This is a genomic window from Kitasatospora sp. NPDC091207, from assembly GCF_044768625.1.
Classification (GTDB): Bacteria; Actinomycetota; Actinomycetes; order Streptomycetales; family Streptomycetaceae; genus Kitasatospora.
Map to the genome: position 1 here is coordinate 527,816 of NZ_JBIVVS010000002.1, position 26,198 is coordinate 554,013.

A 26,198-nucleotide genomic window follows, 5' to 3' on the forward strand; every position below is an offset into this window, starting at 1 on the left:
CGGACGCGTCCGCGGTGCTTCGCCGGCGCACCGGAGGCGGACGGTCAGACGGTCGGCGGGCCGGCCGGACCGCCCGACGGGCGGCCGGTGCCCACGCCCACCGGCCACCCCCGCGGGGTCAGTCGCTCTGCGGCCCCGCGAGGTTCTTGGTCAGCCACTGCAGCGTGTCCGGGATCATCTTCTTGAAGTCAGTGGTCAGGTGCTTGCCACCGGCCTGCTCGTAGTACTCGACGGTGAGCGGCGCCGCGGCCTTGCCGACCCACGCCTTGACCAGCTTCATCTCGAACGGGTTGGCGCCGCCCGCGGTCGCGAGCAGCCTGACGTCGGCCTTGCCCTGAGCGACCATCAGCTCGGGGCTGTTGGCCTGGCGCTCCGCCTCGTGGCCCTTCCAGAGCGGCGAGTCCGGGTTGAAGTAGCCGTCGATCGGGACGGCGGCCTTGAACTTGTCCGGGTGCTGCAGCGCCAGCTTGGCACTGCAGAACGCGCCGGTGGAGGCACCCATCAGCCCCCAGCCGTCGCGGCCCTTCACCGTCCGGAAGTTGGCGCGGACGAAGTCCGGGATGTCCTCGGCCATCCAGGTGCCCATCTTGGGCTGCCCCGGGATGTCGGCGCACTCCAGGGCCTTGGCCTCGTTGGAGTCGAGGTTCTGCACCGGCATGATCATGATGAACGGGTGCGCCGTGCCGGCCGCCGCCAGGTTGGCGTCGATCTCCTGGATCGGCAGCTGGTTGTCGGTCCAGGTGTTGTACCCGGCGCTCTGGCCGCCCGCGTAGAGGGTGAGCACGGGGAAGCCGGTCCGGGCGAACTTCGGGTCGTTGTACTGGGGCGGCAGCCAGACCCAGACCTTGCCGGAGACGCCCGACTTGGGACCGTTCAGCGTGGTCACCATGATCTGCCCGGCCGCGGTGTCGCGGGCCTTGGTGAAGGCCGTGGCCGGACCGGCGGGCATCAGGACCTTGCCGGCCGGGCTCGGGGCCGGCGGCGTGGTCGCGCTGCCGGAGGCCGTCGGGGTGCCCGGCGCGGTGGTACCGCTCGCCGTGCCGCCCTTGGCGGCGTTCCCCTTGACGGCGTCCCCCTTTCCGCTGCCGTCCGTACTGCCACAGGCTGCCAGCGAGGCGGCCAGGGCCAAGGCGGCGGCGCCGGTCAGGACGGCGCGGATACGGGTGGACTGCGGCTGCACGGTGAGGACTCTCCGACCGATCTCGCGCCCGCTCCCTCGGGAGCCGGGCGGCGGCCCCCGGGTGGGGCCGGACAGACCCGGGGTGCGACGTCGTGCCTGCCCCCGGGGCGGCGGCGCGCCGTCCCTCGCGGGAGCGCGTCGTCCTGCGATCTTATGACGTGGTCCCGGGCGGCCCGGTTGCGCCGGACCCGGCGTCGGCCCAAGGTTTGTCCCCGATCGGGTAAAGGCCGGCGGGTGGCTCTGCCGATCGGCGGGGGAAGCCCCCCGCCGGGTGGCGGGGAGGGAGCCCTCCACAGCCGGCGGCCCGCCGGACGGGCCGGACTTTGGGGCCTTCCACCAGTGACTCCGGGCCGCGGATCGGGAACGATCGGCACACCCGCCGTCGACCGACGAGCCGCCCGAAGACCCCCGAGGAGTACCGCCATGCCGCAGCAGATCGCCGTCGTCACCGGAGCCGGCAGCGGGGTGGGGCGCGCCGTGGCCGTGGAGCTGGCCGCCGCCGGGTGGCGGCCGGTGCTCGCCGGGCGGCGGGAGGAGCCGCTGCGCGAGACGGCCCGGCGCTGCGCGGCGGCCGGACCGGGCGGCGACGTGGCCGTCGTGGTGCCGACCGACGTCACCGACCCGGCGGCGGTGGACGCGCTCTTCGCGGCGGCCGCCGAGCGGTTCGGCCGGGTCGACGTGCTGTTCAACAACGCCGGGACGTTCGGCGCGCCCGCCGCGGTGGACGAGTTGGACATCGCCGAGTGGCGGGCCGTGGTCGACCTCAATCTGACCGGCGCCTTCCTCTGCGCGCGGGCCGCGTTCCGGCAGATGAAGGCGCAGGACCCGCAGGGCGGCCGGATCATCAACAACGGGTCGATCTCCGCGCACGTGCCGCGGCCGCACTCGATCGCCTACACGGCGACCAAGCACGCCGTCACCGGGCTGACCAAGTCGCTGTCGCTGGACGGGCGGCCGTACCGGATCGCCTGCGGGCAGATCGACATCGGCAACGCGGCGACCGAGATGACGGCGCCGATGAGCCTCGGGGTGCGGCAGGCGGACGGGCGGGTCGCGGTGGAGCCGACCATGGACGTCGCGGACGTGGCCCGCACCGTGCGGCACATGGCGGAGCTGCCGCTGGAGGCCAATGTGCAGTTCGCCACGGTGATGGCGACCGCCATGCCGTACATCGGCCGGGGCTGACCGGGCGGCGGCGGGCGGCGGGCGCTACTCGTCGTGGGAGTAGCGGTAGTGCCACCGGCCTCCCGTGTCGTCCAGCCGGTAGACGCAGGTGGTCGGCCAGTACTCGCCGGCCTCGGCGGCGGGCAGTTCGGCCCGCAGCGCCATCCGCAGCGACGGTGGCGGGGCCGTGGCGTTGACCCGCTTGCGGTGGCCGTCCCAACGGCCGCCGAGGAGTTCGACGTCGAGGACGACAGGGGTGGCTCTCATCCCGTGATGCTGGCAGCGCCGGCCCGTCCCGGCGGGTGGAACCGGGGCGGCGCCACCCGCGCGGGCGAATTCCCGGACGGCGCGCTGACGGCCGCCGCCCTCCCCCGCGCCGGGCGCGGGACGGAGGGCGGCGGCCGGCGCGGTGAATCAGGCGCGCCAGGTGTCGTTCAGCGCCACGCCGCCCGAAGTCGGCACCGTCGCCGTGCGGTTGGCCCCGGACTCCCAGGTCACCGCCCCGGAGGCGTCCTTGCGGACGTACTTGTACTCGAACGCCGTCCCGGCCGGCATCGCCACGTCGAGCTTCCAGACCGGGTACCCGGCCGAGGAGAGCGGCAGCGCCTTCGCGGTGTCCCAGGCACCGAGCGCGGCCGTGTTGCCGACCACGAAGACGTTCTGCCCGTAGACGGTGGTCGCGTTGACCGCGAAGGACGCGCCGCCGCTCACCGGTGTGCCGCCGCCGGAGCCGCCGGGAGCGCCCACGTACAGCGCCACCGCGTCACCCGCGCCGACGGTGGCGGTGAAGCGGCCGTCGGACCCGACGGTGTAGGACGGGCCGGTGCAGCCGCCCGACGCCGGGTCACCGTGCTGGACGTCGCAGTAGGAGCCGGCCGGCAGCGAGGTCTGGAAGGTCTGGGTGACCGGGCCCGACTCGCGGTTGATCGCCACGAAGCCCTTGCCCCCGCGCCCGAAGGCGATCGCGTTGTTGCCGTTGGACCACCAGTTGGTGATCCCGGTCCCCGCCACCGCGTTGCGGAAGCCCACCATGTTGGCGACCTGGCGCCAGGCGTGGGTGCAGTTCCAGCCGTCGCTGTAGCAGGCGTTGACGGTGCCGCCGTTCGGCGGGCCGTCGTCGTGCCCGGAGAAGGCGTAGCCGGAGTACACGTTGGGCGAGCCGTAGGGGCTGGCCAGCATGAAGACGTTGGCCAGGGTGTAGGCGGAGCCGTCCTTGTAGGTCAGCGTGGAGCCGTTGCGCTCGGTGTCCCAGTTGTCGACGAAGGTGCGGGCCTTGTCGCTCGGCAGCAGCCCGGAGCCCCAGCTGCCGAGGTCGGCGATCCGGCCGCCCTGGAAGGCGCTCTTCAGCCAGGTGCCCGAGCGGAACTCGTCGACGTCGCCGGTCCCCGTGTACTCGGTGGGCTGGATCGGCTCGCCCGCGCCGTAGATGACCTCCTGCACCCAGTACGCGTTGGGGTTGGCGGTCTTCGCCTTGATCGCGGCGAGGTCGGCGGCGGCGATGTGCTTGGCCGCGTCGATGCGGTAGCCGTCGACGCCGAGCGAGGCCAGGTCGTTCAGGTAGCCGGCGATGGTCTGCTGGACGTAGCCGCTGCCGGTGTTCAGGTCGGAGAGGTTGACCAGCTCGCAGTTCTGCACGTTCGAGCGGTCACCGTAGTTGCTGATCGCGGTGCGGCAGGAGTGGAAGTCCTGGTCCTGGTAGTACCCGGGGTAGGTGTACTTGGTGTAGTTCGTACCGCCGGTGCCGGTGCCGGAGCCGGCCGACATGTGGTTGATCACCGAGTCGGCGATCACCTTGACGCCCGCCGCGTGGCAGGTGTCGATCATGCTCTTGAAGGACGCCCGGTCGCCGAGGCGCCCGGCTATCCGGTAGCTCACCGGCTGGTAGGACGTCCACCACTGGCTGCCCTGGATGTGCTCCTGGGGCGGCGAGACCTCGACGAAGCCGTAGCCCTTGGGGCCGAGGGTGTCGGCGCAGGCCTTGGCGACGGAGTCGAAGCGCCACTCGAAGAGCGTGGCCGTGACGTCCTTGCCGCTGCCCGGCGGGGCGGCCTGGGCGGTGGGGGCGGCGCCGAAGGCCGCGGTGAGCGAGAGCGCGAGCGCCGCCGAGGCGGTGAGCGCGCCCGCCGTCCGGGCAGGCCGGCGGGTGGGGGCGATGGTGACCACGATGTCTCCTGGGGGCTGGGGTGGGGGCAGCCTGGGGTACCGCTCGTGAAAGATTGCTGAAACTTGCTGGAAACTTGCAGCGCTGAACCTAGGGTCGCGATGAGGGCCCGTCAAGGCCTTGGGAGCAACGTTTCTGCAGCCCCGGAAAGCTCGTGTGCGACTCGTCCGCGCGCCACGGCGTGGACAGTGGCGACAGCGCAGGACGGCAGAGGGCCGACCGCGGAGGGCGGCGGCCGACAGCGGGACCGGACACCCGCCGACGGGCGCCGGCCGGCCGGCGGAGGACCACAGCCGGCGAACGGCACACGGGGGCGGCTGAGCAGGGCGGGCGACTTCGAGGACTTCGCGGCGAAGCGGGCCGGACGGCTCTTCCAGGTCGCCTGCCTGATGTGCGGCGACGGGCAGCAGGCCCGGGACCTCGTCCGGCCCGCCCTCGCCCCGATGTTCCCGGTCCGGGGCCGGCTCCGGCGCGGCGAGAAGGGCCCCTCGCCGGACACCTGCGCGCGCAGGGTGCTGCCGCGCCACGACGACGGGAACGACACCGGCACGGTGCCGGCCGAGGTGTTCGACCCGGCCTCGCAGGCCACCGCGCCGGCCCGCGGCAGCCGCGGCAGCCGCGGCGGGACGGACGGACGGCGAGTCGCGGCTCAGCCCGTGCCCCACCCGGGCCGGGCCACCGTTCACGCTCGGGCCGTGGCAGCAGACCGCCGCCGACAGCCGGCCGGCCCGGACCCGCCGCCGACGGCCCGCCGGAACTGCGGGCTGCCCGGACCGCGCGGCACCCGGACCGCAGGACGCCCGGACCGCGCGGCGGAACCACCCGGCGTCGGAACTACCCGAACTACACCGCGTCCGGACCGCGTTCGCCGGTACGGACCCGGACGACGGTCTCCACCGGCACCGCCCAGACCTTGCCGTCGCCGATCTTGCCCGTCCGGGCGGCCCGGACGATCTCCTCGATCACCTGCTCGGCATCGGCGTCCTCGACCACCACCTCGATCCGGGCCTTGGGCACCAGGTCGATCCGGTACTCGGCACCCCGGTAGACCTCGGTGTGGCCGTGCTGGCGCCCGTACCCACTGGCCTCGGTGACGGTCAGTCCGTGCACGCCGATGGCCTGCAGCGCGTTCTTGACCTCGTCCAGCTTGAACGGCTTGACGATCGCGGTGATCAGCTTCATGCGGAGGGGGTCCTGTCGGACGAGTGCGTGAGCACGGTGGTGGCGTGGGCGGTCGTGCCGTGGCCCAGGACGCCGTGATCGTACGCGGTCTCGGCGTGCACGGCGAGGTCCAGACCGGTGAGTTCGTGCTCCTCCGTGGCGCGGAAGCCCATCACCCGGTCGATCACCCGCCCGATCCCGTACGTCATGGCGAAGGCGTACCCGGCGACGGCGGCCACCGCGGCGAGCTGCTTGCCGAGTTGGCCGAGGCCACCGCCGTGCAGCAGCCCGACCGGACCGCCGGTCATCACGGCGCTCGCGAACAGGCCGATCAGCGCGGTGCCGATGGCCCCGGCCACGAAGTGCACCCCCACCACGTCGAGCGAGTCGTCGAAACCGAAGCGGAACTTCCAGCTGACCGCGTACGAGCAGACCACACCCGCCACCAGCCCGATCACCAGCGCGCCGAGCAGGTCGACGCTCCCGCAGGAGGGGGTGATGGCGACCAGGCCGGCCACCGCCCCGGAGGCGGCGCCCAGCGTGGTGGCGTGGCCGTCCCGGAGCTTCTCGACCAGCAGCCAGCCCAGCAGCCCGGTGCAGCCGGCCGCCTGGGTGTTGAGCAGCACGGACGCGGCCAGGCCGTTGGCGCCCAGCGCCGAGCCCGCGTTGAAGCCGAACCAGCCGAACCAGAGCAGGCCCGCGCCGAGCAGCACCAGGGGCAGGCTGTGCGGGCGCATCGCCTCCTTGCGGAAGCCGATCCGGGGTCCGAGCAGCAGCGCCAGGGCCAGTCCGCCGGCCCCGCAGTTGACCTCGACCACGGTGCCGCCGGCGAAGTCGAGCGCGCCGAGCCTGGCCAGGATCCAGCCGCCGGGCGCGAACACCCAGTGCGCCACCGGGACGTAGACCAGCAGTGTCCAGACGGCGGTGAAGGCGACCCAGGAGCCGAACCGCGCGCGGTCGGCGATGGCGCCGCTGATCAGGGCGGCGGTGATGATCGCGAAGGTCAGCTGGAAGGTGGCGAACAGCACCGTGGGGACGTGGCCGGTGAGCGAGGAGGGAGTGATCCCGGCCATCCCGAGGTGGTCCAGGCCGCCGATCAGGCCCCACCCGCCGACGTCCGGCCCGAACGCGAGCGAGTAGCCGGCCAGCAGCCAGACCACGGTGACCACGGCGATGGAGACGAAGCTCATCATGATCATGTTGAGCACGCTCTTGGTGCGGACCATGCCGCCGTAGAAGAGCGCCAGGCCGGGGGTCATCAGCAGGACGAGAGCGGTGCTGGCCAGCAGCCAGGCGGTGTCACCGGTGTCGAGGCCGGACGACGGGTCAGCCAGGAACATAGGGGCGTGCCTTCCCACGGGCCCGCGCCAGGGGGGAGCGCGGGTCGGTTGGGAGAGTGTCGCGAGGGCGGATTTCTGGTTGCGGACGGACACGTTTCGCCCGTGTTTCGTGTTGCCCGGCGGTTGCCCCGCAGTTGCCGGGCGGTTTCCGAAAGCTCACTCCCCCGCGTCCGGCGGCCGGGCCGGAAAGCACCGCACCGGGCACCGCCGACCGGCCCGGAACGCACCGCGGACCGGCCCGGACGGACGGACGCGGGGCCCGGCAGCCGTGGCTGCCGGACCCCGCTCCCTGTCCTACTTGGTTCTACCGACCGCCGAGGCGGGTCAGCTGGTGGCGATCGAGGTGTCGTCGATCACGAAGCTCGTCTGCAGCGAGGCGTCCTCGGTGCCGGCGAACTTCAGGGTGACCGTCTGGCCCGCGTAGGACGAGAGGTCGAAGGTGCGCAGCTGGTAGCCGGCCGCGGCGTCCACGTTGGAGTAGGTCTTCAGCGCGGTGCCGTTGACGGTGACCGCCAGCTTGTCGTACGCCGTGGAGCCGGTCTCCGCGGTGTCCACGTGCAGGTAGAAGCTGAGCGAGGCCTTGCAGCCGGCCGGGATGGTCACCGTCTGCGAGAGGTTGTCCGAGTGGGTGGAGCCGTAGCCGTTCAGCCAGGACTTCCACGACCCGCCGTGCGCGGCCTGCGAGGCGCTGTTGTCGACGACCCCGCTGGAGGCGGTCCACGGCGCGGCGGTGCCGGTCTCGAAGCCGGCGTTGCCGAGCAGCTGCGCCGGGGTGCAGGTGCTGCTGCTGTCGCTGACGGTCCAGGTGAAGCTCGCGGTGCCGGTCTTGTTGGCAGCGTCCTTCGCCGTGACGGTCACGGTGGACGTGCCGATCGTGGTCGGGGTGCCGGTGATCAGGCCGGAGGAGGCGTTGATCGACAGGCCGGCGGGCAGGCCGGTGGCCGAGTAGGTGAGCGGGGCGGTGCCGCCGCTGGCCTTGATGCTCAGGCTGACCGCGGTGCCGACCTTGGTGCTCTGGTTGCCCGGGCTGGTGACGGTGACGCCGCCCGGGTTGTTGGGCAGGCTGCCGACGTTGACGGCGGCCCAGGCGGTGCCGACCGCGATCAGCTCGGGGCTGCCGGCGCCGTACAGGTCGGTGGCCGCCTTCTCCGTCGCGGTGCGCGCCGCGGCGTAGTTGGTGGTCGAGGTCATGTACGAGGTCAGCGCCTTGTACCAGATCTGCAGCGCCTTGTCCCGGGTGATGCCGGTGACGGTGATGTTGTTGACCGTCGGGCTGTTGTAGCTGACGCCGTTGACGACCTTGGCGCCGCTGCCCTCGGCCAGCAGGTAGAAGAAGTGGTTGGCGACACCGGACGAGTAGTGGACGTCCAGGTTGCCGACGCCCGAGTACCAGGAGTCGGCCGAGCCGCCGTCCTTGGAGGGCTTGTCCATGTAGCGCAGCGGCGTGCCGTTGCCGTTGATGTCGATCAGCTCGCCGACCAGGTAGTCCGGGTTGTCGGCGGGCAGGTTGGCGTAGAACTCGACGGCGTTGCCGAAGATGTCCGAGGTGGCCTCGTTGAGGCCGCCGGACTCACCCGAGTAGTTCAGGTTGGCGGTGGCGGAGGTGACACCGTGGCTCATCTCGTGGCCGGCCACGTCGAGCTCGGTCAGCGGGTGGGTGTTGCCCGACCCGTCGCCGTAGGTCATGCAGAAGCAGCCGTCGTCCCAGAAGGCGTTGACGTAGCCGCTGTCGTAGTGGACGCGGCTGAACGCGCCGACACCGTCGTTGCGGATGCCGCTGCGGCCGAAGGTGTTCTTGTAGAAGTCCCAGGTGGCGGCGGCGCCGTACTGGGCGTCGACGGCCGCGGACTCCTTGTTGCTGGCCTGGCCGTTGCCCCAGGTGTCGCTCGTCTTGCTGAACAGCGTGCCGTTGCCGGTCGTGCCGTTGTTCATGTTGGTCGTGTACTGGCCCCCGCGGGTGCCGTCCTTGAGCTGGTAGTTCGACCCGCTCTGGGTGGTGGTCAGCGGCACGTTGCCGACGAACACGCCCTGGCCGGTGCCGGTCTTGATGCCCTCGGCCTGGCTCAGGACGGCGCCGGTCTTGGCGTCGGTGACGACGTGCAGCCGGCTCGGGGTGCCGTCCGACTCCTTGCCGGAGACGACGGTCTCCCAGGCGAGCTTCGGGGTGCCGTCGGCGGCCCAGACGACCAGCCGCGGGGCGGTGTCGAGGGCGGAGCCGGCCTCGGCGGCGAGCGCGGCCTCCTGCGCCTTCGGCGCGGCCAGCGCGGGCGTGGTGTTCACGCCGGTCAGCACGGCCTCGCTGGCCTTGGTCACACCCTGGGTGGCGCCGGTGGCGTCCTGGTGGACGATCAGGTCGCCGCCGAGCACCGGAAGTCCGGCGTAGGTGCGCTCGTAGCGCAGGTGGCGGGCGCCGTTGGCGTCCTGGACGACGTCCTTGGTGACCAGCTTCTCCTCGCTGCCGAGGCCGAGGACCTGGGCGAGGGTGCCGGTCTGCTGGGTCGCGGAGGCGATCAGCTGGGCGCGGCTCGCCTGCTGGGCGGCGACGGCAGCCGGCGCGTCCGAAGTGGCGGCCTGCGCGATGACGGGGATACCGGTCACCAGCAGCGCGGTGGTGGCGGCCATGACAACCGCTGCCTTCCGAGCCTGGGTGTAACGCGACATGCGGACTCCTTTTCCGACCGACGCGGGGTGCGCGTGCGGTGGAGAGAACCTGGCCGCAGGGTTGCGGCGCAGTGGGGGCCCCCGCCGCCGGGTGCGCGGCGCGGGTGCGGTTGCGGAGCAATGTGCCGAACAGTTGCTGACAGGAAGAGGCGCTGTACCTGACCTGGGACAGCCGCACCGGGGGGTGGGGCCCCCTCGTCTGCAGCCGGGGGAATCGTGGCAGCAAACGAGCCGTTAATGACAGATGCATGCCACGGATTGGCCGATTCGCTACCGGGCCCGTTCACCCGTCGGACCGCCCCGCGTGTTACGGGCGTGCGATCTACCGACGACGGTTTTCATTGCCGCCGCAAAAGTTCGATCACCTCCGGCGGGCACTGACCAGCGCTCAGGGCCCGCTCGGAGTCCGCATGGTGGACCGCGTCGTCGGGTGGATCGGGCACCCCACCTTTCCGGCCGTGCCGGGGGCGGTTTTCGGCCACCCGCTCACCGGGCACCGGCGGGAAATACCACGGCCCCGCGCCACCCGGGGGTGGCGCGGGGCCGTGTGCGACGATCCGTCAGCTCTGGACGAAGACCGCCACGGTGCGACCCGGCACGGTGAAGGTGCCGGTCCCGGCGGCGAAGCCGGCCTGCCTGACCACCGGGTCGGCCCCGCCCGCCTGCACCGGGTGCAGTGCCTGCGCCGTCCCCCGCAGGGCGGCCACGGTCTGGCTCTGCGCGGTGGGCGTGGCGTTGAACACCACCGTGATGCCCTTCTCCGCGCCCGCCAGCCCGGTCCCGTCCAGATGCAGCGTGATCACCCCGGGCGTCTCGCCGGCCGTGCCGGAGAGCGGGTAGGAGAGCCGCTGCTGGACGGCGGCCAGGGTGGGCAGCGAGAACAGCGGCGAGCCCTGCTTGATCCGCAGGAACTGCTGGTACTGCGCGGCGGTCGCCCGGATGTCGGCGGCGCCCACCACCAGCCGCGGATCGGCCAGCAGGGACTTGGCGGCCGGCCACATCTCCTTGTTGTCGGCCGCCATCGGCACCCCGCGGCCCCAGCCGTTGCCCCGCGAAGGGTCCCACTGGACGGCGTTGAACCAGTCGCCCGAGTCGTAGGAGTTGGCGTCCAGCGACTTGGAACGCAGCAGGTCGCTGCCGGCCTGGACGAAGCCCGGCCCCTGGGTGAGCGCGGTCAGCGAGAGCGCGAGCGCCTGCGCCCGGGCCCGGTCGGCGGGCGCGGTGGCGGTGGGCAGCTTGTACGCGAGCGCGTCGAACAGGTCCGCGTTGTCGTGCGCGTCCACGTACTCCACGGACTCGCCGGGCTTCGCCGCGTACCCGGTCGGGGCGCCGTTGTAGTCGACGCCCGCGCCGGTGACGGCCCGGCCCGAGCTGTCGGTGAAGGAGTAGCCGGCCAGATTGCCGGTGAGCGCCACCTTCAGCTGGTCCATCTGCTGGAGCAGCCGGGCCTTCTGCTCCGCCGGGGTGCCGTTCGCGGGCGAGCCGTTGGGATCGGTGAACAGGCCCGAGGCGAAGCCCTGCTGCGGGGCCGAGGAGAGCTGGAAGTTGCCGCCGCGCGCGGCGTCCCGGACCCGGTCGTCGAAGGTGGCGATGCCGGTGCCGGCCATGTTCAGCTGGGTGGCCTGCTCGAACCGGGCGTTGTTCGCGACGACGCCGAAGTTCCAGCCCTCGCCGTAGAGGAAGACGTTCTTCCCGTCGACCCCGTCCGAGTCCGGCGTCATCTTCCGCAGCGCCGCCCGCACGTCCAGCATGGTGGACTTCGGGTCCAGGCCCATCAGGTCGAAGCGGAAGCCGTCCACCTTGTACTCACGGGCCCAGGTGGTCACCGAGTCCACCACCAGGCGGTTCATCATGGCGTGCTCGGGCGCGGTGTCCGCGCAGCAGCTGTCCGTCGTCACCTTGCCGTTGGCGTCCAGCCGCTGGTAGTAGCCGGGGACGATCCGGTCCAGCACCGAGTGCTCGGCCTGACCGGCGGCGGCGGTGTGGTTGTAGACCACGTCCAGCACCACGCGCAGCCCGGCCGCGTGGATCGCCTGCACCATCTGCCGGAACTGCACCGTACGGGCGGTGCCCTCCGGGTCGGTGGCGTACGAGCCCTCCGGCACGTTGTAGTGCAGCGGGTCGTAGCCCCAGTTGTAGGCGTCCTCGGCGGCCACGGCCGCCACGCACTCCTGCTGCTTCTCGCTGTCCGCCGCCAGGGCCCCGAGGTCGCAGGCGGGCAGCTTCTGCTCGGCCCGGTTCTCCCGGATGGTGGCGATGTCGAAGGTGGGCAGCAGGTGGACGGTGGTCACGCCGGCCCCGGCCAGCTCGCGCAGGTGCCGCATGCCCGCCGACTGGGACTCGGTGAAGGCCAGGTAGGTGCCGCGCTCGGCGGCCGGCACGGTGGTGTCCTCGACCGAGAAGTCCCGGACGTGCAGCTCCTGGATCTGCTGCTGCGCGGGCGGGACGGCCTTCGGGACGGCGTGGTTCTCCCAGCCGGCGGGCTTGAGCTCCTTGGCGGCGAGGTCGGCGACCAGGCTGCGCCCGGAGTCGGTGGAGAGCGCCACCGCGTACGGGTCGGTGACGGCGTTGACCACCGTGCGCTGGACGGACGGCGCCCAGACCTTCACCTGGTACAGGTAGTACTTGCCGTCCAACTCGGCCTTGTCCCGGACGAGTTCCCAGACCCCGGTCTCGTCGTCCAGCGTCAGCGGCACGGTCTTCGGAGTACCGCCGGCCGGGCCGTCGAAGAGCTGGACGGAGACCTCCCGCGCGGTCGGCGCCCAGACCGACAGCGCCACCTTGCCGTGGTAGTAGGCCGGCCCGAAGTCCACCCGGCCGGTGCGGCCCGCGTACAGGTCGTCCAGCACGCCCGGGATCTGCACCCCGGTGGCGGCCGTCGCGGCGCCGCTCGGCAGGTGCTCGGTGAAGAGCAGCTGGCTCCGGAGGGCGTCGGGCACCCGGGCGGCGTCGCGGGCGTCCACGGTGAAGGCCCGGTAGCCCGCCAGGTGCGGGTACTTCGCCTTCTGCGCGGCGGTCGGGCCGCCGGGGACGGGCGTCAGCCGGATCCACTGTCCGGGCTTGCTCAGCACGCCCTTGTCGGCGCGGATGCCGCCCTCGGGGTCGTACACCAGCTGGGCGCTGGTGCCGCCGGCCAGGGCGGCGTCGTCCGCTCCGTAGCCGGCCGGCACCACCACCGTCCGGGCGTCGATCCACTGGGCCTTGGCGGAGCCGAGGTCCACCTGGGCGGAGGCGGCGGCGCTCTGCGGCAGCAGGTGGCCCGGCCGGCCGCCGAGGATCCAGACCTCACGGCCGCTGACGGCGAGGTCCAGCGACTGGTCGTCGGGCAGGTCCTTGTCGTTGCCCCGGTGCAGGATGTAGCTGAGGCTGGTCGCGCCGGGTGCCAGCGGCACCTCGAAGACGGCGCCGAACGCGTCGCGGCGGGCCGGCAGCAGCGGGTTGCCCCAGTCGGTCGGGGTGGCGGCGCCGGTCCAGTCGTGCAGACCCCAGCCGTCGTAGTTCCCGTCGGCCCGGTTGTAGTGGATGACGGCGGTGTTCGCGGGCTGGGTGTTCACCGGCCCGGGGTTGGCCGTCCGGACGGCCGGGTCGCCCTCCTTGAGCCAGATCTCGCCGGTCGCGCCGACGTCGAGGTGGCGGTCCGCGTCCACGTCCTTGACGCCGTCCTTCTCGACCACGAAGCCGACGTCCGAGGCCCCCTCCCTCAGCTTCACGTAGGCGAAGGCGCCGTACGCGTCCCGGCCGGTGAAGCCGTGCCCGGCCGGCCAGGTGGTGGCCTCGCCGTCCGCGAGGTCGCCCCAGGCGTAGAGGTTCCAGCCGTCGTAGTCGCCGTTCCCGCGCTGGTAGTGCACGACGGCGTACGGGCGGGCGGTGGCGCTGGGCGCCGGTACGGGGGCCGGCGCGCCGGTGGTGAAGCTGCCGGTGGCCGAACGCAGGTGGCCGCCGGAGTCCTGGACGACGGCCTTGTAGCGGACCACCGTGCCGGGCCGCACGGCGCCCAGGTCCTGGGTGACCCGGTACGTCCCGTTGTCGGCGGTGCCGAGGGTCTGCCAGGGCGCGTCGCCGATCTGCGCGGCGAAGGTGACCCGGTCGAAGCCCCCGCCGTCGACGTCCGCGCCGACGGTGACGGTGCCGGTGGAGCCGTCGGCCGGGGTCCGCAGCGCGAGCCGCGGGGCGGCCGCGACGGGCGCGAGCTTCGCGGCGGCCTTGAACACCACCGAGGAGAGCGCGGGGACGGTGACGGTGACCTTGCGGTCCGCGCCGGCGGTCAGCCGCTCCCCCGCCGCCGGGTAGATCCGGTCGAAGCCCTGACCGGCCGAGAAGGTGTCCAGGGTGACGGTCTTCGCCCCGTCCGCGTTGTTGACCGCGACCAGGTACTCGACCTGCTGCCCGGCGTCGATCCGGGAGAAGGCGTACACGCCCGCGCCGTCGGCGGCGTACCGCTCGATCTGGGCGCCGTCGGCGAGGGCCGGGTGGTCGCGGCGCAGCGCGGCCAGCCCGGCGATGCCCCGGTAGAGCCCGCCGCCCTGGCCGTAGCGGTCGGCGGAGCCGGCGGGGCCGCCGAGCACCCGGTCGCTGTTGTAGGAGGGCGTCTGCGAGGCGAAGAGGTCCTGGCGGGCGTCCTTGTCGCCGCCCGCGCCGGTGAACCCCTGCTCGTCGCCGTAGTAGACGACCGGCTGGCCCCGGGTGAGGAACTGCAGCTCGGTGCCGAGCCGGTCCTTCTTCAGCAGGGTGTCCTCGTCGGCGCCCGGGTTGTCGCCGACCAGGAAGGACCCGAAGCGGCCCATGTCGTGGTTGCCGAGGAAGGTCGGCAGCTCGTAGGCGTCGGTGTCGGCGGTGGTGTAGCGGTAGTCCTGCCCGTACACGTCGGCGAGGCCGCGCGCCGAGCCGCCCTGGGAGACGTAGGAGCGGGCGGCGTTCTGGAACGGGAAGTCCAGGGTGGCCTGGAGGCGGCCCCTGGTGACGTACGGCGAGGTGATCGCCGGGTCCCCGGAGTAGACCTCGCCGAACATGAAGAACTTCTTGTTGCCCTGCTTGGCGGCGAAGTCCTTGAGTGTGGGCGCCCACTGCTGCCAGAAGGCCATGTTGACGTGCTTGACGGTGTCGATCCGGAAGCCGTCCACCCCGGCGTCCTTGACCCACTGCTGGTAGACCTTCTCGAAGCCCTTCACCACCTTGGGGTTCTGGGTGTCGAGGTCGTCCAGGCCGGAGAAGTCGCCCTCGGTGGCGGACTCGCCGACGAAGGTCGAGTCGCCCCGGTTGTGGTAGAGCGCGGGGTCGTTGAGCCAGGCCGGGGTCTTGGCCCCGGCGTCGGCCGGGTCGCGGAAGACCGGGCTGTAGGGGAACGAGTCCTTGGTCAGCTTCGGCCAGGCGGCGCCCGCGTCGGCGACGGCGGTCTCGTCCACCGGGCGGCCGTCGGCGTCCAGTACCGGGTAGGCGCCGGTGGAGCGGTAGCCGTACTGCCGCTGCCCGTTGTCGACGACATCGGCGGTGTGGTTGGTGATGACGTCGAAGAAGACCTTGATGCCCCGGGCGTGCGCCTTGGCTATCAGTTCCTTGAGCTGCTCGTTGGTGCCGAAGTGCGGGTCGACCTGGGTGAAGTCGGTGATCCAGTAGCCGTGGTAGCCGGCGCTGGTGTTGTCGCCCGTGCCCTGGACGGGCTTGTTCTTGAAGATCGGCGCCATCCAGATCGCGGTGGTGCCGAGGTCCTGGATGTAGTCGAGCCGCTGGATCAGGCCGGCGAGGTCGCCCCCGTGGTAGAAGCCCTTGTCGGCCGGGTCGAGGCCGTGGTCCAGCCGGCTGCCGGTGATGCCTCCGGTGTCGTTGCCCCGGTCGCCGTTGGCGAAGCGGTCCGGCAGGACGAAGTAGAACTGCTCGCGGGTGAGGTCGTGCCGCCCCGCGGTGGCGGCCAGCGCGGCGTCCGAGGGCGGGCCGGGCGGGGCCGCGGCGAGGGCCGCGGGAGCCGCGGTGCCGAGGGTGGCGGCGGTCAGCGCGGCGGCGAGCAGCACGGCCGTGCGACCGGGTCTGCGGGTCGGGGTGGTGCTCCGCCGGCGGCGGGGCGGGACATCGGCCACTGAGGGCTCCCTTGCGGGGGTAAGGGGTGTCGAGTTGCCAGGACGCTAGCGGTCTGCAATCTGTTTCAGCAAGATGCAGAAACGGTTTCGGCCCTGGAAATTTCGGCCCCCGCGCGCCGTTGTCCGCCCCCCGATTGCGCCACCCGGACCACCCGGCGTGACAATAGGACGTATGCCCGTCCCACCGGTTCGTACCAGACCCCAGAGCACCCCCTACCCCGGTGGGAGCCGTCCCCTAGCCCTCAAGGGGGACAGTCGGTGAAGAATCCACTTCCAGAGGATGAGCAGACGGCTACGGGACGTCTGGCAGACTTCTCGTCCATGGGGGAACCGACCGAGATCCAGCAGACCGGCGCCGAGCGCGCCGGAGCGGCGCACGGTGGCGGTTCCGCGACGGGCCCCGCCACCTCCGGCCGGACGCCCGACGGAGCCACCCGCGTCGCCCAGTCCCGCTCGGCCGCGCTGCGCGGCCGCATCCGTGACCAACGCCGTTCGCCGGCCCGGCCACGGATCTGGTTCGAGCTGGCGCTGATCGGGATCAGCTACTGGGTCTACTCCCTCGTCCGCAACGCCGTCCCCGAGCAGGAAGCGATAGCCCAGCGGCACGCGAGCCTGATCTGGGACTTCGAGCACAGCCTCGGCGTCGCCGTCGAGCGCTCGGTGAACCACGCGGTCGACAGCGTCACGTGGCTGATCGTCGGGATGAACTACTACTACGCGACGCTGCACTTCATCGTGACCATCGGCGTCCTGGTCTGGCTCTACCACTGGCACCCCGGCCGTTACGTGGCGGCCCGCACGGTGCTGTTCGTCACCACCGGCATCGCCCTGGTCGGGTTCTACTTCTTCCCGCTGGCCCCGCCCCGGCTGATGACGGACGGCGGCTTCATCGACACCCTGAAGATCCACAACACCTGGGGTTCGATGGCCTCCGGGCCGGCCACGCACGTCTCCAACCAGTACGCGGCGATGCCCTCGATGCACATCGGCTGGTCGCTCTGGTGCGGTCTGACCATCTTCTTCCTGGCCCGCGCCACCTGGGTGCGCGCGCTCGGCCTGCTCTACCCGGTGGCCACCCTGGTGGTGATCGTCTCGACCGCCAACCACTTCTGGATGGACGCGGTCGGCGGCGTCGTCTGCCTCGCGGTCGGCTTCGTCGCGGCCCGGCTGATCTACCACGTGTGGGTCTACCGCCTGCCGAAGATCCCGGCCCGGGAGACGGCGGAGGAACCGATCACCGTGCCCGAGCAGTGGAGCGCGCCCGCGGTGAGCGCCGGGCGACGCTGAGGCCGCCGACAGGGCGAAGGGCCCGCGGAGCTTTCCGCGGGCCCTTCGCCGTGTCCGCCTCCGGTGGGTCCGGGCGGCTCCCGCCGTACCCGGGGGCGCGGGGCTCACCCGTAGAACAGCCGCTCCACCACCGCCCGGGCCCGCCGGGTGGTGCGCCGGTAGTCGTCGACCAGCTCGCCGCTGTGCCCGGCCCCGTAGCCGAGGTAGCGGGCCACCCCGGCCAGCTCCCGGGCGTCCCCGGGGAAGCTGTCCCCGGGCCGGCCGCGGACCAGCATCACCGCGGAGCGCACCCGGGAGGCCAGCACCCAGGCGGCGTCCAGCACCGCCGCGTCCTCCGCGCCGACCAGCCCGGCCCCGGCGGCGGCCGCCAGCGCCGGCCTGGTCCGGGTGGTGCGCAGCGCCGGCAGCTCGTGCCCGTGCTGGAGCTGGAGCAGCTGGACGGTCCACTCCACGTCGGCCAGCCCGCCCCGGCCGATCTTGGTGTGGGTGGTCGGGTCGGCGCCGCGCGGCAGCCGCTCGGCCTCGATCCGGGCCTTGATCCGGCGGATCTCCACCACGTCCCGCTCGGGCACCCCGGCGCCCGGGTAGCGCAGCGGGTCGATCAGCTGCCGGAACCGCTCCCCCAGGCCCGTGTCCCCCGCCACCGGCTCCGCGCGCAGCAGCGCCTGGCTCTCCCAGGCGTGCGACCAGCGCCGGTAGTACGCCGCGTACGAGGCGAGGGTGCGCACCAGCGGTCCGTTGCGGCCCTCGGGGCGCAGATCGGCGTCGACCACCAGCGGCGGCTCGGTGGACGGCCCGGAGAGCAGGGTGCGCAGTTCGTGGCAGACCGCCTGGGCGGCGCGGGCCGCGTCCTGTTCCAGCGAGCCGAGCAGCGGCTCGTGGACGAAGAGCACGTCCGCGTCGGAGCCGTAGCCGAGTTCGCGCCCGCCGAACCGGCCCATCGCGATCACCGCGATCCGGGTGGGCAGCTCCCCGTGCCGGGCCTCCCAGGCGGCGGTGCAGGCGCGCAGCGCGCCCTGCAGGGTGGCCGCGTTGAGCGCGGTGAGCGCCTCGCCCGCGGCGTCCAGGGCCTCGGCCGGGTCGTCACCGAGCCGCCCGAGGACATCGGCGGCGGCGGTCCGGAAGAGCTCCCGGCGCCGCACCGACCGGGCGGCGGCGACGGCCGCCGGGGCCGAGTCGGCCCGGCCGACGGCGGCCAGTATCTCCTGCTCCAGGGCGGGCCGGCCGCGTGGCGTCAGGCCCTGCGGGTCGCCCAGCATGGCGACCGCCTCGGGGGCGCGCAGCAGCAGGTCGGGGGCGAGCCGGCCGGCCGAGAGGACCCGGGCCAGCTGCTCGGCGGCGGCGCTCTCGTCGCGCAGCAGCCGCAGGTACCAGGGGGTGCGGCCGAGCGCGTCGGAGACCTGGCGGAAGTTGAGCAGCCCGGCGTCCGGGTCGGCGGAGTCGGCGAACCAGCCGAGCAGTACCGGCAGCAGGGTCCGCTGGATGGCGGCCTTGCGACTGACCCCGGAAGCCAGCGCGGTCAGGTGGCGCAGCGCGGCGGCCGGGTCCGCGTACCCGAGCGCCTCCAGCCGGGCCCGGGCGGCGTCCGGGGTCAGCCCGGTCGCGCCGGTCGGCAGCTCGGCGACCGCGTCCAGCAGCGGCCGGTAGAACAGCTTCTCGTGCAGCCGGCGGACCTCGACGGCGTGCCGCTTCCACTCCCGCTGGAGGGCGGCGACCGGGTCGGCCCGGGTGTCGTCGTTGATCAGCGGGGCGAGCGAGCGGGCCAGCCGGCGCTGGTCCTCCTCGCCGGTGGGCATCAGATGGGTGCGGCGCAGCCGGTGCAGCTGGATCCGGTGCTCCAGCGAGCGCAGGAAGCGGTAGGCGGTGTTCAGCGAGGCGGCGTCGGCCCGGCCCACGTAGCCGCCCCGGGAGAGCGCGGCGAGCGCCTCCAGGGTGTTGCCGCTGCGCAGCGACGGGTCGGTGCGCCCGTGCACCAGCTGGAGCAGCTGGACGGAGAACTCGACGTCGCGCAGGCCGCCCGGGCCCAGTTTGAGCTGGCGGTCCAGCTCGGTGACGGGGATGGAGTCGATCACCCGGCGGCGCATCTGCTGCACGTCGGTGACGAAGTTCTCCCGGGCGGCGGCCTGCCAGACCATCGGCTCCAGCGCCGCCAGGTAGGCGACGCCGAGCTCGGCGTCACCGGCGACCGGGCGGGCCTTGAGCAGCGCCTGGAACTCCCAGGTCTTGGCCCAGCGCTGGTAGTAGGCCCGGTGGCTGGCCAGGGTGCGGACCAGCGGGCCGTTGCGGCCCTCGGGGCGCAGGTTGGCGTCCACCGGCCAGATGGTGCCCTCGCCGGTGGTGTCCGCGCAGAGCCGGGTGAGCGCGGCGGCCAGCCGGGTGGCGGCCTTGAGTGCCTCGTGCTCGTCGACGCCGTCCTGCGGCTCGGCGACGAAGATGACGTCCACGTCGGAGACGTAGTTGAGCTCGCGGCCGCCGCACTTGCCCATGCCGATGACGGCGAGGCGGCAGGCCCCGGCGGCCTCCGGATCCTCCTCGGCGGCGATGTCCAGGGCGGTCTGCAGGGTGGCGCCGGCGAGGTCGGCCAGCTCGGCGGCGGTCTGCGCGAGGTCGGTGGTGCCGGTGAGGTCACGGGCGGCGATGGCCAGCAGGCAGCGGCGGTAGGAGACCCGCAGCGCGTCCGCCCGGCTGCCGGCGGGCTCCGCCGCCACGCCCTCGCGCAGCGCGCGCCGGAAGTCGTCCGGGCCGGGGTGCATGTCGCGCAGCTCGAAGGTGACCAGGACGTGCCAGTCGTGCGGGTGCCGGGCCAGGTGCTCGGCGAGCGCGGTGGACGCGCCGAGCACACCGAGCAGCCGGTCGCGCAGCGGCTTGGAGGTGGTGAGGGTGTCGCGCAGGGTGTGGCGCTCGGTCTCGTCGGCGCCCTCCAGCAAACGGGCCAGGCCGAGCAGGGCGAGATCCGGGTCGGCGGTGGCGCCGAGCGCGTCCAGCAGCACCGGGTCGTCGGCCAGCCCCTCCAGGCCGGGTCCGGCGAGCAGCCGGACGGCCTGCGCCGGATCGGTGAACCCGCGCCGGACCAGCCTGATCTCCGGCCGGCTCACCCGGCTCCCGGCCCGCTGCTCCTCCACCGTCATCGCCCCTCCGGCTCCGGCCCGCGCGGGCCGTGACCGCCCGGTCCGACCCGCCTCCAGCAGGGTACGCGGCCGGGCTCCGCCCCGCGCTCCCCGGCGCGACGACGCGACCGTGCCGGGGCGTGTCCCGGGTCGACCCCGACTCGTTGGACCGGCGCCGGCCCGACGCACGCGGCGCCGGCCGGCCCCAGCCCGACCCGACCCAGCCCGACCCGACCCGCGGAGCGCCCGATGCCCACCCGACTGCCCTCGCTCACCGGGCTGCGGTTCTGGGCCGCGCTGCTGGTGGTGCTCTACCACCTCGCCCGGAAGGTGGGCGAGGTGCCGCTGCTGGGCCCGCTCGCCTGGTACGGCCGCAGCGGCGTGACGTTCTTCTTCGTGCTCTCCGGCTTCGTCCTGGCCTGGACGTACGACGGCGTGCCGACCACCGTGCGGCGCTTCGCCCGCCGCCGGTTCGCCCGGATCTGGCCCCTGCACGCGCTCACCACGGCGCTGTCGCTCGGCGCGGACGCCGTGACCGGCGCGGCGCTGCCGCTGGCGGCGGCGCTCTGGTCGCTGCCGCTGGTGCACCCCTGGGCACGCGAGACGGTGTTCGGCGGCAACCCGGCCTCCTGGTCGCTCGGCGCGGAGGCCTGGTTCTACCTGCTCTTCCCGTTCCTGCTGCGCGCGCTGGCCCCGCGCCGCCGGCTCCGGGCGCCGCTCGCCGCGGTGTGCGCGGCCCTCGGCCCGGTGCTCTGGGCGGCGGGCGCCCTGCTCCCGGCCGATCCGGCGGTGCGCGGCTGGCTGCTGGACTACCTGCCGTTGACCCGCACCCCGCAGTTCGTCCTCGGTGTGGTCACCGGGCTGGCCGTCCGGCACGGTCGGCTGCCCCGCGTCCCGCTCACCGCCGCCGCGGCGGCGGTGGCCGGCTGGCACCTGCTGCTGGTGCCGTGGCACGCGGCCGCGCCGGACTCCGTCTGGTGGGGCCCGTACAGCGCGTCCCAGCTGGTCCCGGCGCCGCTGTTCGCCGCGCTGCTGGTGGCCGCCGCGCAACGCGACCGCACACCGTCCGGCGGGCCGCGCCTGCTGGCCGGCCGGGTGGCGGTGCGGCTCGGCGAGTGGTCCTACGCCTGGTACCTGGTGCACGAGATCGGCATCCGCTGCTGGCTCCGGGTCGCCGGCCGCCCGGAGCCCGGCGCGGCCACGGCGGCGGTCTGGCTGCTGCTGGCCGGTGCGAGCCTGCTGGTGGCCGGCGCGCTGTACCGCTGGGTCGAGCGGCCCTGCGAGCGGGCGCTGCGCGGGCGTACCGCGCGCACGACGGCGCCGCCGCCGCTCCACCCGGCGCGGGTGGTGCGGCAGCGGCGCCGTTCGGTGAGGCCGGGTCAGCCCTCCAGCGAGCCGTCCAGGTTCACGTAGGCGTAGAAGACGCCCAGGTCGTAGCCGTCCTTGTCGGTGTCGAACTTGATGGAGATGTCGGTGTCCCCGTTGCGCAGGTAGGGCGAGATGTCCCACCGGTTGGAGTCGTAGCCGAAGTTGTTGCGGTTGTACGGGTTCCGGGCGAACTGGTCGGCCGGGGTCAGCTCCTCGATGGTGGAGTTGAACGAGTCGTTGACCGCGTGGTTCACGTCCTGGAAGGGCGTCAGCGGGCCGTTGGTGGACTTCATCGCGAGGGTGTCGCCGGTCCACTTCAGGTCGCCGTCGTAGACCACGAAGCCGAGCTTGCCGGCGACCGGCCCGGTGGCCGGGGTCCGCAGCCCGGTCAGGTCGAACTCGCGCGGCGGGCTGTCCGGCAGCTCGACCTGGAAGCCGTCCCACACGTGGACGTGGCGCAGCGGCTTGCACGGGTTCTCGTACGCCACCACGATCGTCCAGCCGCCCCAGCTGTGCGGCTTGACCACGGAGTCCATGTTGGCCGCGGTGTAGGTGCCGTTGCCGTGCTTCTTCACCAGGTCGGTGATGTCGGCGGAGGCCTGGTAGCTGCTCTCCTCGGTGGTGGTGATGTAGCCGATCGACGGCTGGTCGTTGGCGATGTTGGTGTACTGGCTGTCGCCCGGGAGCTTGAGGTAGATCTCGTCGATCTGGTTCTCCGGCAGCACGGTGTCGCCGATGCCCCGGGTGCCGCCCCAGTACAGCCGGGCGTACTTGATCTCGGAGCCCTCCAGCAGGCCGAGGTCGGCGGAGCTGGCGGAGTAGATCGGGTCGCCGAGCGGGCCGATGGAACCGGGGTCGATGTTGATGTACTTCATCTGGTAGTTGTTGTTGATCGGGCGGCTGCCCGCCCCGGTGCGGGCGTCCACGCAGGCGGGCTGCGCCGGGTCGACCGGCGGCTGGGTCTCGTCGCAGGTCATCAGCGAGTTGCTGATCCGGGTCACCGACCCGTGGAAGTCACCCTCGAAGCGGGTGGTGAAGGGGATCGGGTTCGAGGCGATGGTGTCGGCGCGGAGCCCGGGCTGCTTGGGGCCGGAGCCGCGGGCGTCGGCGACCGGCGAGGCCAGCGTCGCGACGGCGGCGAAGGCCGCCCCCGCGACGCCGATCCGGCGGGCGAGCAGGCGGGCGGCGGCGGCACGGCTGACGGTGGAGGAGGGCATGGGGTCCTCTCGGGGTGGGGAGGGGTGGATCTCGCTTATCGGATCACAACCCACCGTCACAATCCCCTCACATACCGCCATCGGGGAGCGTGGCAACCCAAACGGCGGGCCCGCCGTCATCCATTCGAACGACGGCGGGCCCGAAGGTCCTTGACGTGACGTCAGGCGTCAGAGCACCTGGAGGTTCTTCCGCAGCTCGAACGGGGTGACCTCGGAGCGGTACTCCTCCCACTCCTGGCGCTTGTTGCGCAGGAAGAAGTCGAACACGTGCTCGCCGAGGGTCTCGGCGACCAGCTCGCTGCGCTGCATCAGGTCGATCGCCTCGCCGAGGTTCTGCGGCATCGGCTGGATGCCGAGGGCGCGGCGCTCCGCGTCGGTGAGCGCCCAGACGTCGTCGTCCGCGCCGGGCGGGAGTTCGAGGCCCTCCTCGATGCCCTTGAGACCGGCCGCGAGGGTGACGGCGTAGGCGAGGTAGGGGTTGCAGCCGGTGTCCAGCGAGCGGACCTCGATCCGGGTGGAGCCCTGCTTGCCGGGCTTGTACATCGGGACGCGGATCAGGGCCGAGCGGTTGTTGTGGCCCCAGCAGATGTACGAGGGCGCCTCCCCGCCGGCGCCGGCGGTGCGCTGCGAGCCGCCCCAGATCCGCTTGTAGGAGTTCACCCACTGGTTGGTGACGGCGGCCGTCTCGGCGGCGTACTTCAGCAGGCCCGCGATGAAGGAGCGGCCGACCTTGGAGAGCTGGTACTCCGCGCCGGACTCGTGGAAGGCGTTGCGGTCGCCCTCGAAGAGCGAGAGGTGGGTGTGCATCCCGGAGCCCGGGTGGTCGGAGAACGGCTTCGGCATGAAGCTGGCGTGCACGCCCTGCTCCAGCGCGACCTCCTTCATGACCAGGCGGAAGGTCATGATGTTGTCGGCGGTGGACAGCGCGTCGGCGTAGCGCAGGTCGATCTCCTGCTGGCCGGGGGCGCCCTCGTGGTGGGAGAACTCGACCGAGATCCCCATCGACTCCAGCATGGTGATCGCCTGCCGGCGGAAGTCGTGGCCCACCCCGCGCGGGGTGTGGTCGAAGTAGCCGGACTGGTCGGCCGGGATCGGCGCGGTGCCGTCGCCGGGCAGGTTCTTCAGCAGGAAGAACTCGATCTCGGGGTGGGTGTAGAAGGTGAACCCGAGCTCGGAGGCCCGCTCCAGGGTGCGCTTCAGCACGAACCGCGGGTCGGCGAAGGACGGCGAGCCGTCCGGCATCAGGATGTCGCAGAACATCCGGGCCGTCCCGGGCGTCTCCGAACGCCACGGCAGGATCTGGAAGGTGGTCGGGTCCGGCTTGGCGATCATGTCCGACTCGTAGACGCGGGCGAAACCCTCGATCGCCGACCCGTCGAAGCCGATGCCCTCCTCGAAGGCCTGCTCCAGCTCCGCCGGTGCCACCGCGACCGACTTCAGGAACCCGAGCACGTCGGTGAACCACAGCCGGACGAAACGGATGTCACGCTCTTCGAGCGTCCGGAGCACGAACTCCTGCTGCTTGCCCATGGGGACAGTCTCACCTCTGCTCTTTACGTTCGTGTTACGCCCGGAAACCACCCCAAAGCGACTGTCCCCATCATGGCGGATCGCGGCCCCCGAGGGCAGTGGCAACCCCCTGGACGCGACATCGCGTCAGATCGACGATTAGACTCGTGGCATGCCCAATCTGCGTCTCGCCCTGTGCCAGACAGACCCCTGGGTCGGTGACCTCGCCCGCAACGCGGACGAGGTGGTGCGCCGGACGGCGCAGGCCGTCGGGGCCGGAGCCCAGCTGATCGCCTTCCCCGAGATGGCCCTGACCGGGTACCCGGTGGAGGACCTCGCGCTGCGCGGTTCGTTCGTCGAGGCGTCCCGGTCCGCGCTGGTCGCGCTGGCCGCGCGGCTGGCCGCGGAGGGGCTGGGCGGGGTACCGGTCGTGGTCGGCTACCTCGGCCGTTCCGACCGGGCCTCGCCGCGGTTCGGCCGGCCGGCCGGGTCGCCGCAGAACTGCGCCGCGGTGCTGCACCGCGGCGAGGTGGTCACCCGGTTCGCCAAGCACCACCTGCCCAACTACGGGGTGTTCGACGAGTACCGCTGGTTCGTCCCCGGCGACCAGTTGCCGGTGCTGCGGCTGCACGGGGTGGACGTGGCGCTCGCGATCTGCGAGGACATCTGGCAGGACGGCGGCCGGGTGAGCGCCGCCCGGGAGGCCGGCGCGGGCCTGTTGCTGGTGGTCAACGGCTCGCCGTACGAGCGGAACAAGGACGACGTCCGGCTGGAGCTGGTCCGGCGGCGCGCGGCCGAGGCGGGCTGCCCGCTGGCCTACGTCAACATGGTCGGCGGCCAGGACGAGCTGGTCTTCGACGGCGACTCGATCGTGGTCGGCGCGGACGGCGAGGTGCTGGGCCGCTCGCCGCAGTTCGAGGAGCACCTGCTCGTCCTGGACCTCGACCTGCCGGCCGCCAGCAGCGACCACACCGACGGGCTGCTGCTGGCCGACGGCCTGCACCTGGTCCGCCGCGAGCTGGGTGGCGAGCCGCTGCCCGCGCCGGCCGTGCCGCTCCGGGCAGCGGTGGCGCCCAGGATCTCGGACGAGGCCGAGATCTGGGCCGCGCTGGTCGCCGGCACCGCCGCGTACGTGCACAAGAACGGCTTCCGCTCGGTGCTGATCGGCCTCTCCGGCGGCATCGACTCCGCGCTGGTGGCGGCCATCGCGGTGGACGCGGTCGGCGCGGAGAACGTGCACTGCGTCTCGATGCCGAGCCGGTACTCCTCGCAGCACTCCCGGGACGACGCCGCCGAGCTGGCCCGCCGGACCGGGCTGCGCTTCCGGACGGTGTCGATCGCCCCGATGTTCGACGCCTATCTGGCGGCCACCGAGCTGACCGGCCTGGCCGAGGAGAACCTGCAGTCCCGACTGCGCGGCACGCTGCTGATGGCGATCTCCAACCAGGAGGGGCACCTCGTGCTCGCGCCGGGCAACAAGAGCGAGCTGGCGGTCGGCTACTCCACGCTGTACGGCGACTCGGTCGGCGCGTTCGGGCCGGTCAAGGACGTCTACAAGTCGCTGATCTTCCGGCTAGCCCGCTGGCGCAACGAGGAGGCCGGGCGGCGCGGCGAGCCGGCGCCGATCCCGGAGCACACCATCGACAAGCCGCCGTCCGCCGAGCTGCGGCCGGACCAGGTGGACACCGACTCGCTGCCCGACTACGACCTGCTGGACACCGTGCTGAGCCGGTACGTCGAGGGCGACCAGGGCCGGGACGCGATCGTGGCGGCCGGCTTCGACCCCGCGCTGGTCGACCGGGTCGTCCGGCTGGTCGACACCGCCGAGTACAAGCGCCGGCAGTACCCGCCGGGCCCGAAGATCTCCGCCAAGGGCTTCGGGCGGGACCGCCGGCTGCCGATCACCAACCGGTGGCACCGGGGCTGATCACCCACCGGTGGCACCGGCTGCCGATCACCCACCAGTGGCACC

14 protein-coding genes are annotated in these 26,198 nt (G+C 72.9%); 4 read left to right on the forward strand and 10 right to left on the reverse strand.

The annotated features are described in order from the left end of the window. Positions 1-118 precede the first annotated feature (118 nt). Complete coding sequence (locus ACIQTO_RS07040) at positions 119-1,180, reverse strand: alpha/beta hydrolase (protein WP_402383932.1); 1,062 nt, start codon at positions 1,178-1,180, stop codon at positions 119-121. Positions 1,181-1,603: 423 nt separating this feature from the next. Here ACIQTO_RS07040 and ACIQTO_RS07045 point away from each other — a divergent pair, with 423 nt between their 5' ends. Beyond that, complete coding sequence (locus tag ACIQTO_RS07045; RefSeq protein ID WP_402383935.1) at positions 1,604-2,365, forward strand: SDR family oxidoreductase; 762 nt, start codon at positions 1,604-1,606, stop codon at positions 2,363-2,365. Between the two features lie 24 nt (positions 2,366-2,389). On the opposite strand, the gene ACIQTO_RS07050 is transcribed toward ACIQTO_RS07045, so the two are convergent. From ACIQTO_RS07050 to pulA, 6 genes are all read right to left on the reverse strand, one after another. Further along, on the reverse strand, positions 2,390-2,611 hold the full coding sequence (locus ACIQTO_RS07050; protein ID WP_402383938.1) for a hypothetical protein: 222 nt from the start codon (positions 2,609-2,611) through the stop codon (positions 2,390-2,392). A 147-nt stretch (positions 2,612-2,758) separates the two neighbouring features. Then, positions 2,759-4,507 (reverse strand): carbohydrate-binding module family 20 domain-containing protein, encoded by a 1,749-nt coding sequence (locus ACIQTO_RS07055; RefSeq protein ID WP_402383940.1) that lies wholly within the window; start codon positions 4,505-4,507, stop codon positions 2,759-2,761. A gap of 841 nt (positions 4,508-5,348) precedes the next feature. Further along, positions 5,349-5,687 carry a P-II family nitrogen regulator gene (locus ACIQTO_RS07060; protein WP_402383943.1) on the reverse strand — a complete coding sequence of 113 codons (339 nt, stop codon included), beginning with the start codon at positions 5,685-5,687 and terminating at the stop codon, positions 5,349-5,351. Then, positions 5,684-7,006, reverse strand: coding sequence for an ammonium transporter (locus ACIQTO_RS07065; protein WP_402383945.1), 1,323 nt, complete (start codon positions 7,004-7,006; stop codon positions 5,684-5,686). Before ACIQTO_RS07065 ends, ACIQTO_RS07060 begins: the two co-directional genes overlap by 4 nt. A 324-nt stretch (positions 7,007-7,330) precedes the next feature. After that, on the reverse strand, positions 7,331-9,667 hold the full coding sequence (locus tag ACIQTO_RS07070) for a M4 family metallopeptidase (RefSeq protein WP_402383947.1): 2,337 nt from the start codon (positions 9,665-9,667) through the stop codon (positions 7,331-7,333). Positions 9,668-10,227: 560 nt separating this feature from the next. After that, on the reverse strand, positions 10,228-15,738 hold the full coding sequence (pulA, locus tag ACIQTO_RS07075; RefSeq protein WP_402383950.1) for a pullulanase-type alpha-1,6-glucosidase: 5,511 nt from the start codon (positions 15,736-15,738) through the stop codon (positions 10,228-10,230). Between the two features lie 321 nt (positions 15,739-16,059). On the opposite strand from pulA, the gene ACIQTO_RS07080 reads away from it, so the two are divergent. Further along, positions 16,060-17,025 (forward strand): phosphatase PAP2 family protein, encoded by a 966-nt coding sequence (locus ACIQTO_RS07080; RefSeq protein ID WP_402383952.1) that lies wholly within the window; start codon positions 16,060-16,062, stop codon positions 17,023-17,025. 104 nt (positions 17,026-17,129) lie between these two features. Here the strand turns inward: ACIQTO_RS07080 and ACIQTO_RS07085 are convergent, their stop codons facing one another. After that, positions 17,130-20,153: a bifunctional [glutamine synthetase] adenylyltransferase/[glutamine synthetase]-adenylyl-L-tyrosine phosphorylase gene (locus ACIQTO_RS07085; protein ID WP_402383954.1), complete on the reverse strand. Its 3,024-nt coding sequence runs from the start codon at positions 20,151-20,153 to the stop codon at positions 17,130-17,132. Between the two features lie 228 nt (positions 20,154-20,381). On the opposite strand from ACIQTO_RS07085, the gene ACIQTO_RS07090 reads away from it, so the two are divergent. Continuing rightward, the gene (locus ACIQTO_RS07090; protein WP_402383957.1) at positions 20,382-21,545 is read left to right on the forward strand and encodes an acyltransferase family protein; all 1,164 of its coding nucleotides are present in this window, start codon (positions 20,382-20,384) and stop codon (positions 21,543-21,545) included. Here ACIQTO_RS07090 and ACIQTO_RS07095 read toward each other — a convergent pair. After that, positions 21,512-22,717 carry a hypothetical protein gene (locus ACIQTO_RS07095; RefSeq protein WP_402383960.1) on the reverse strand — a complete coding sequence of 402 codons (1,206 nt, stop codon included), beginning with the start codon at positions 22,715-22,717 and terminating at the stop codon, positions 21,512-21,514. The genes ACIQTO_RS07090 and ACIQTO_RS07095 overlap by 34 nt on opposite strands. Before the next feature lie 168 nt (positions 22,718-22,885). Continuing rightward, positions 22,886-24,247, reverse strand: a complete 1,362-nt coding sequence (locus tag ACIQTO_RS07100; protein ID WP_380576773.1) for a glutamine synthetase family protein — start codon at positions 24,245-24,247, stop codon at positions 22,886-22,888. 151 nt (positions 24,248-24,398) lie between these two features. Between ACIQTO_RS07100 and ACIQTO_RS07105 the strand changes: the two genes are divergently transcribed. Beyond that, the gene (locus ACIQTO_RS07105) at positions 24,399-26,153 is read left to right on the forward strand and encodes an NAD+ synthase (protein ID WP_402383962.1); all 1,755 of its coding nucleotides are present in this window, start codon (positions 24,399-24,401) and stop codon (positions 26,151-26,153) included. Positions 26,154-26,198 lie beyond the last annotated feature (45 nt).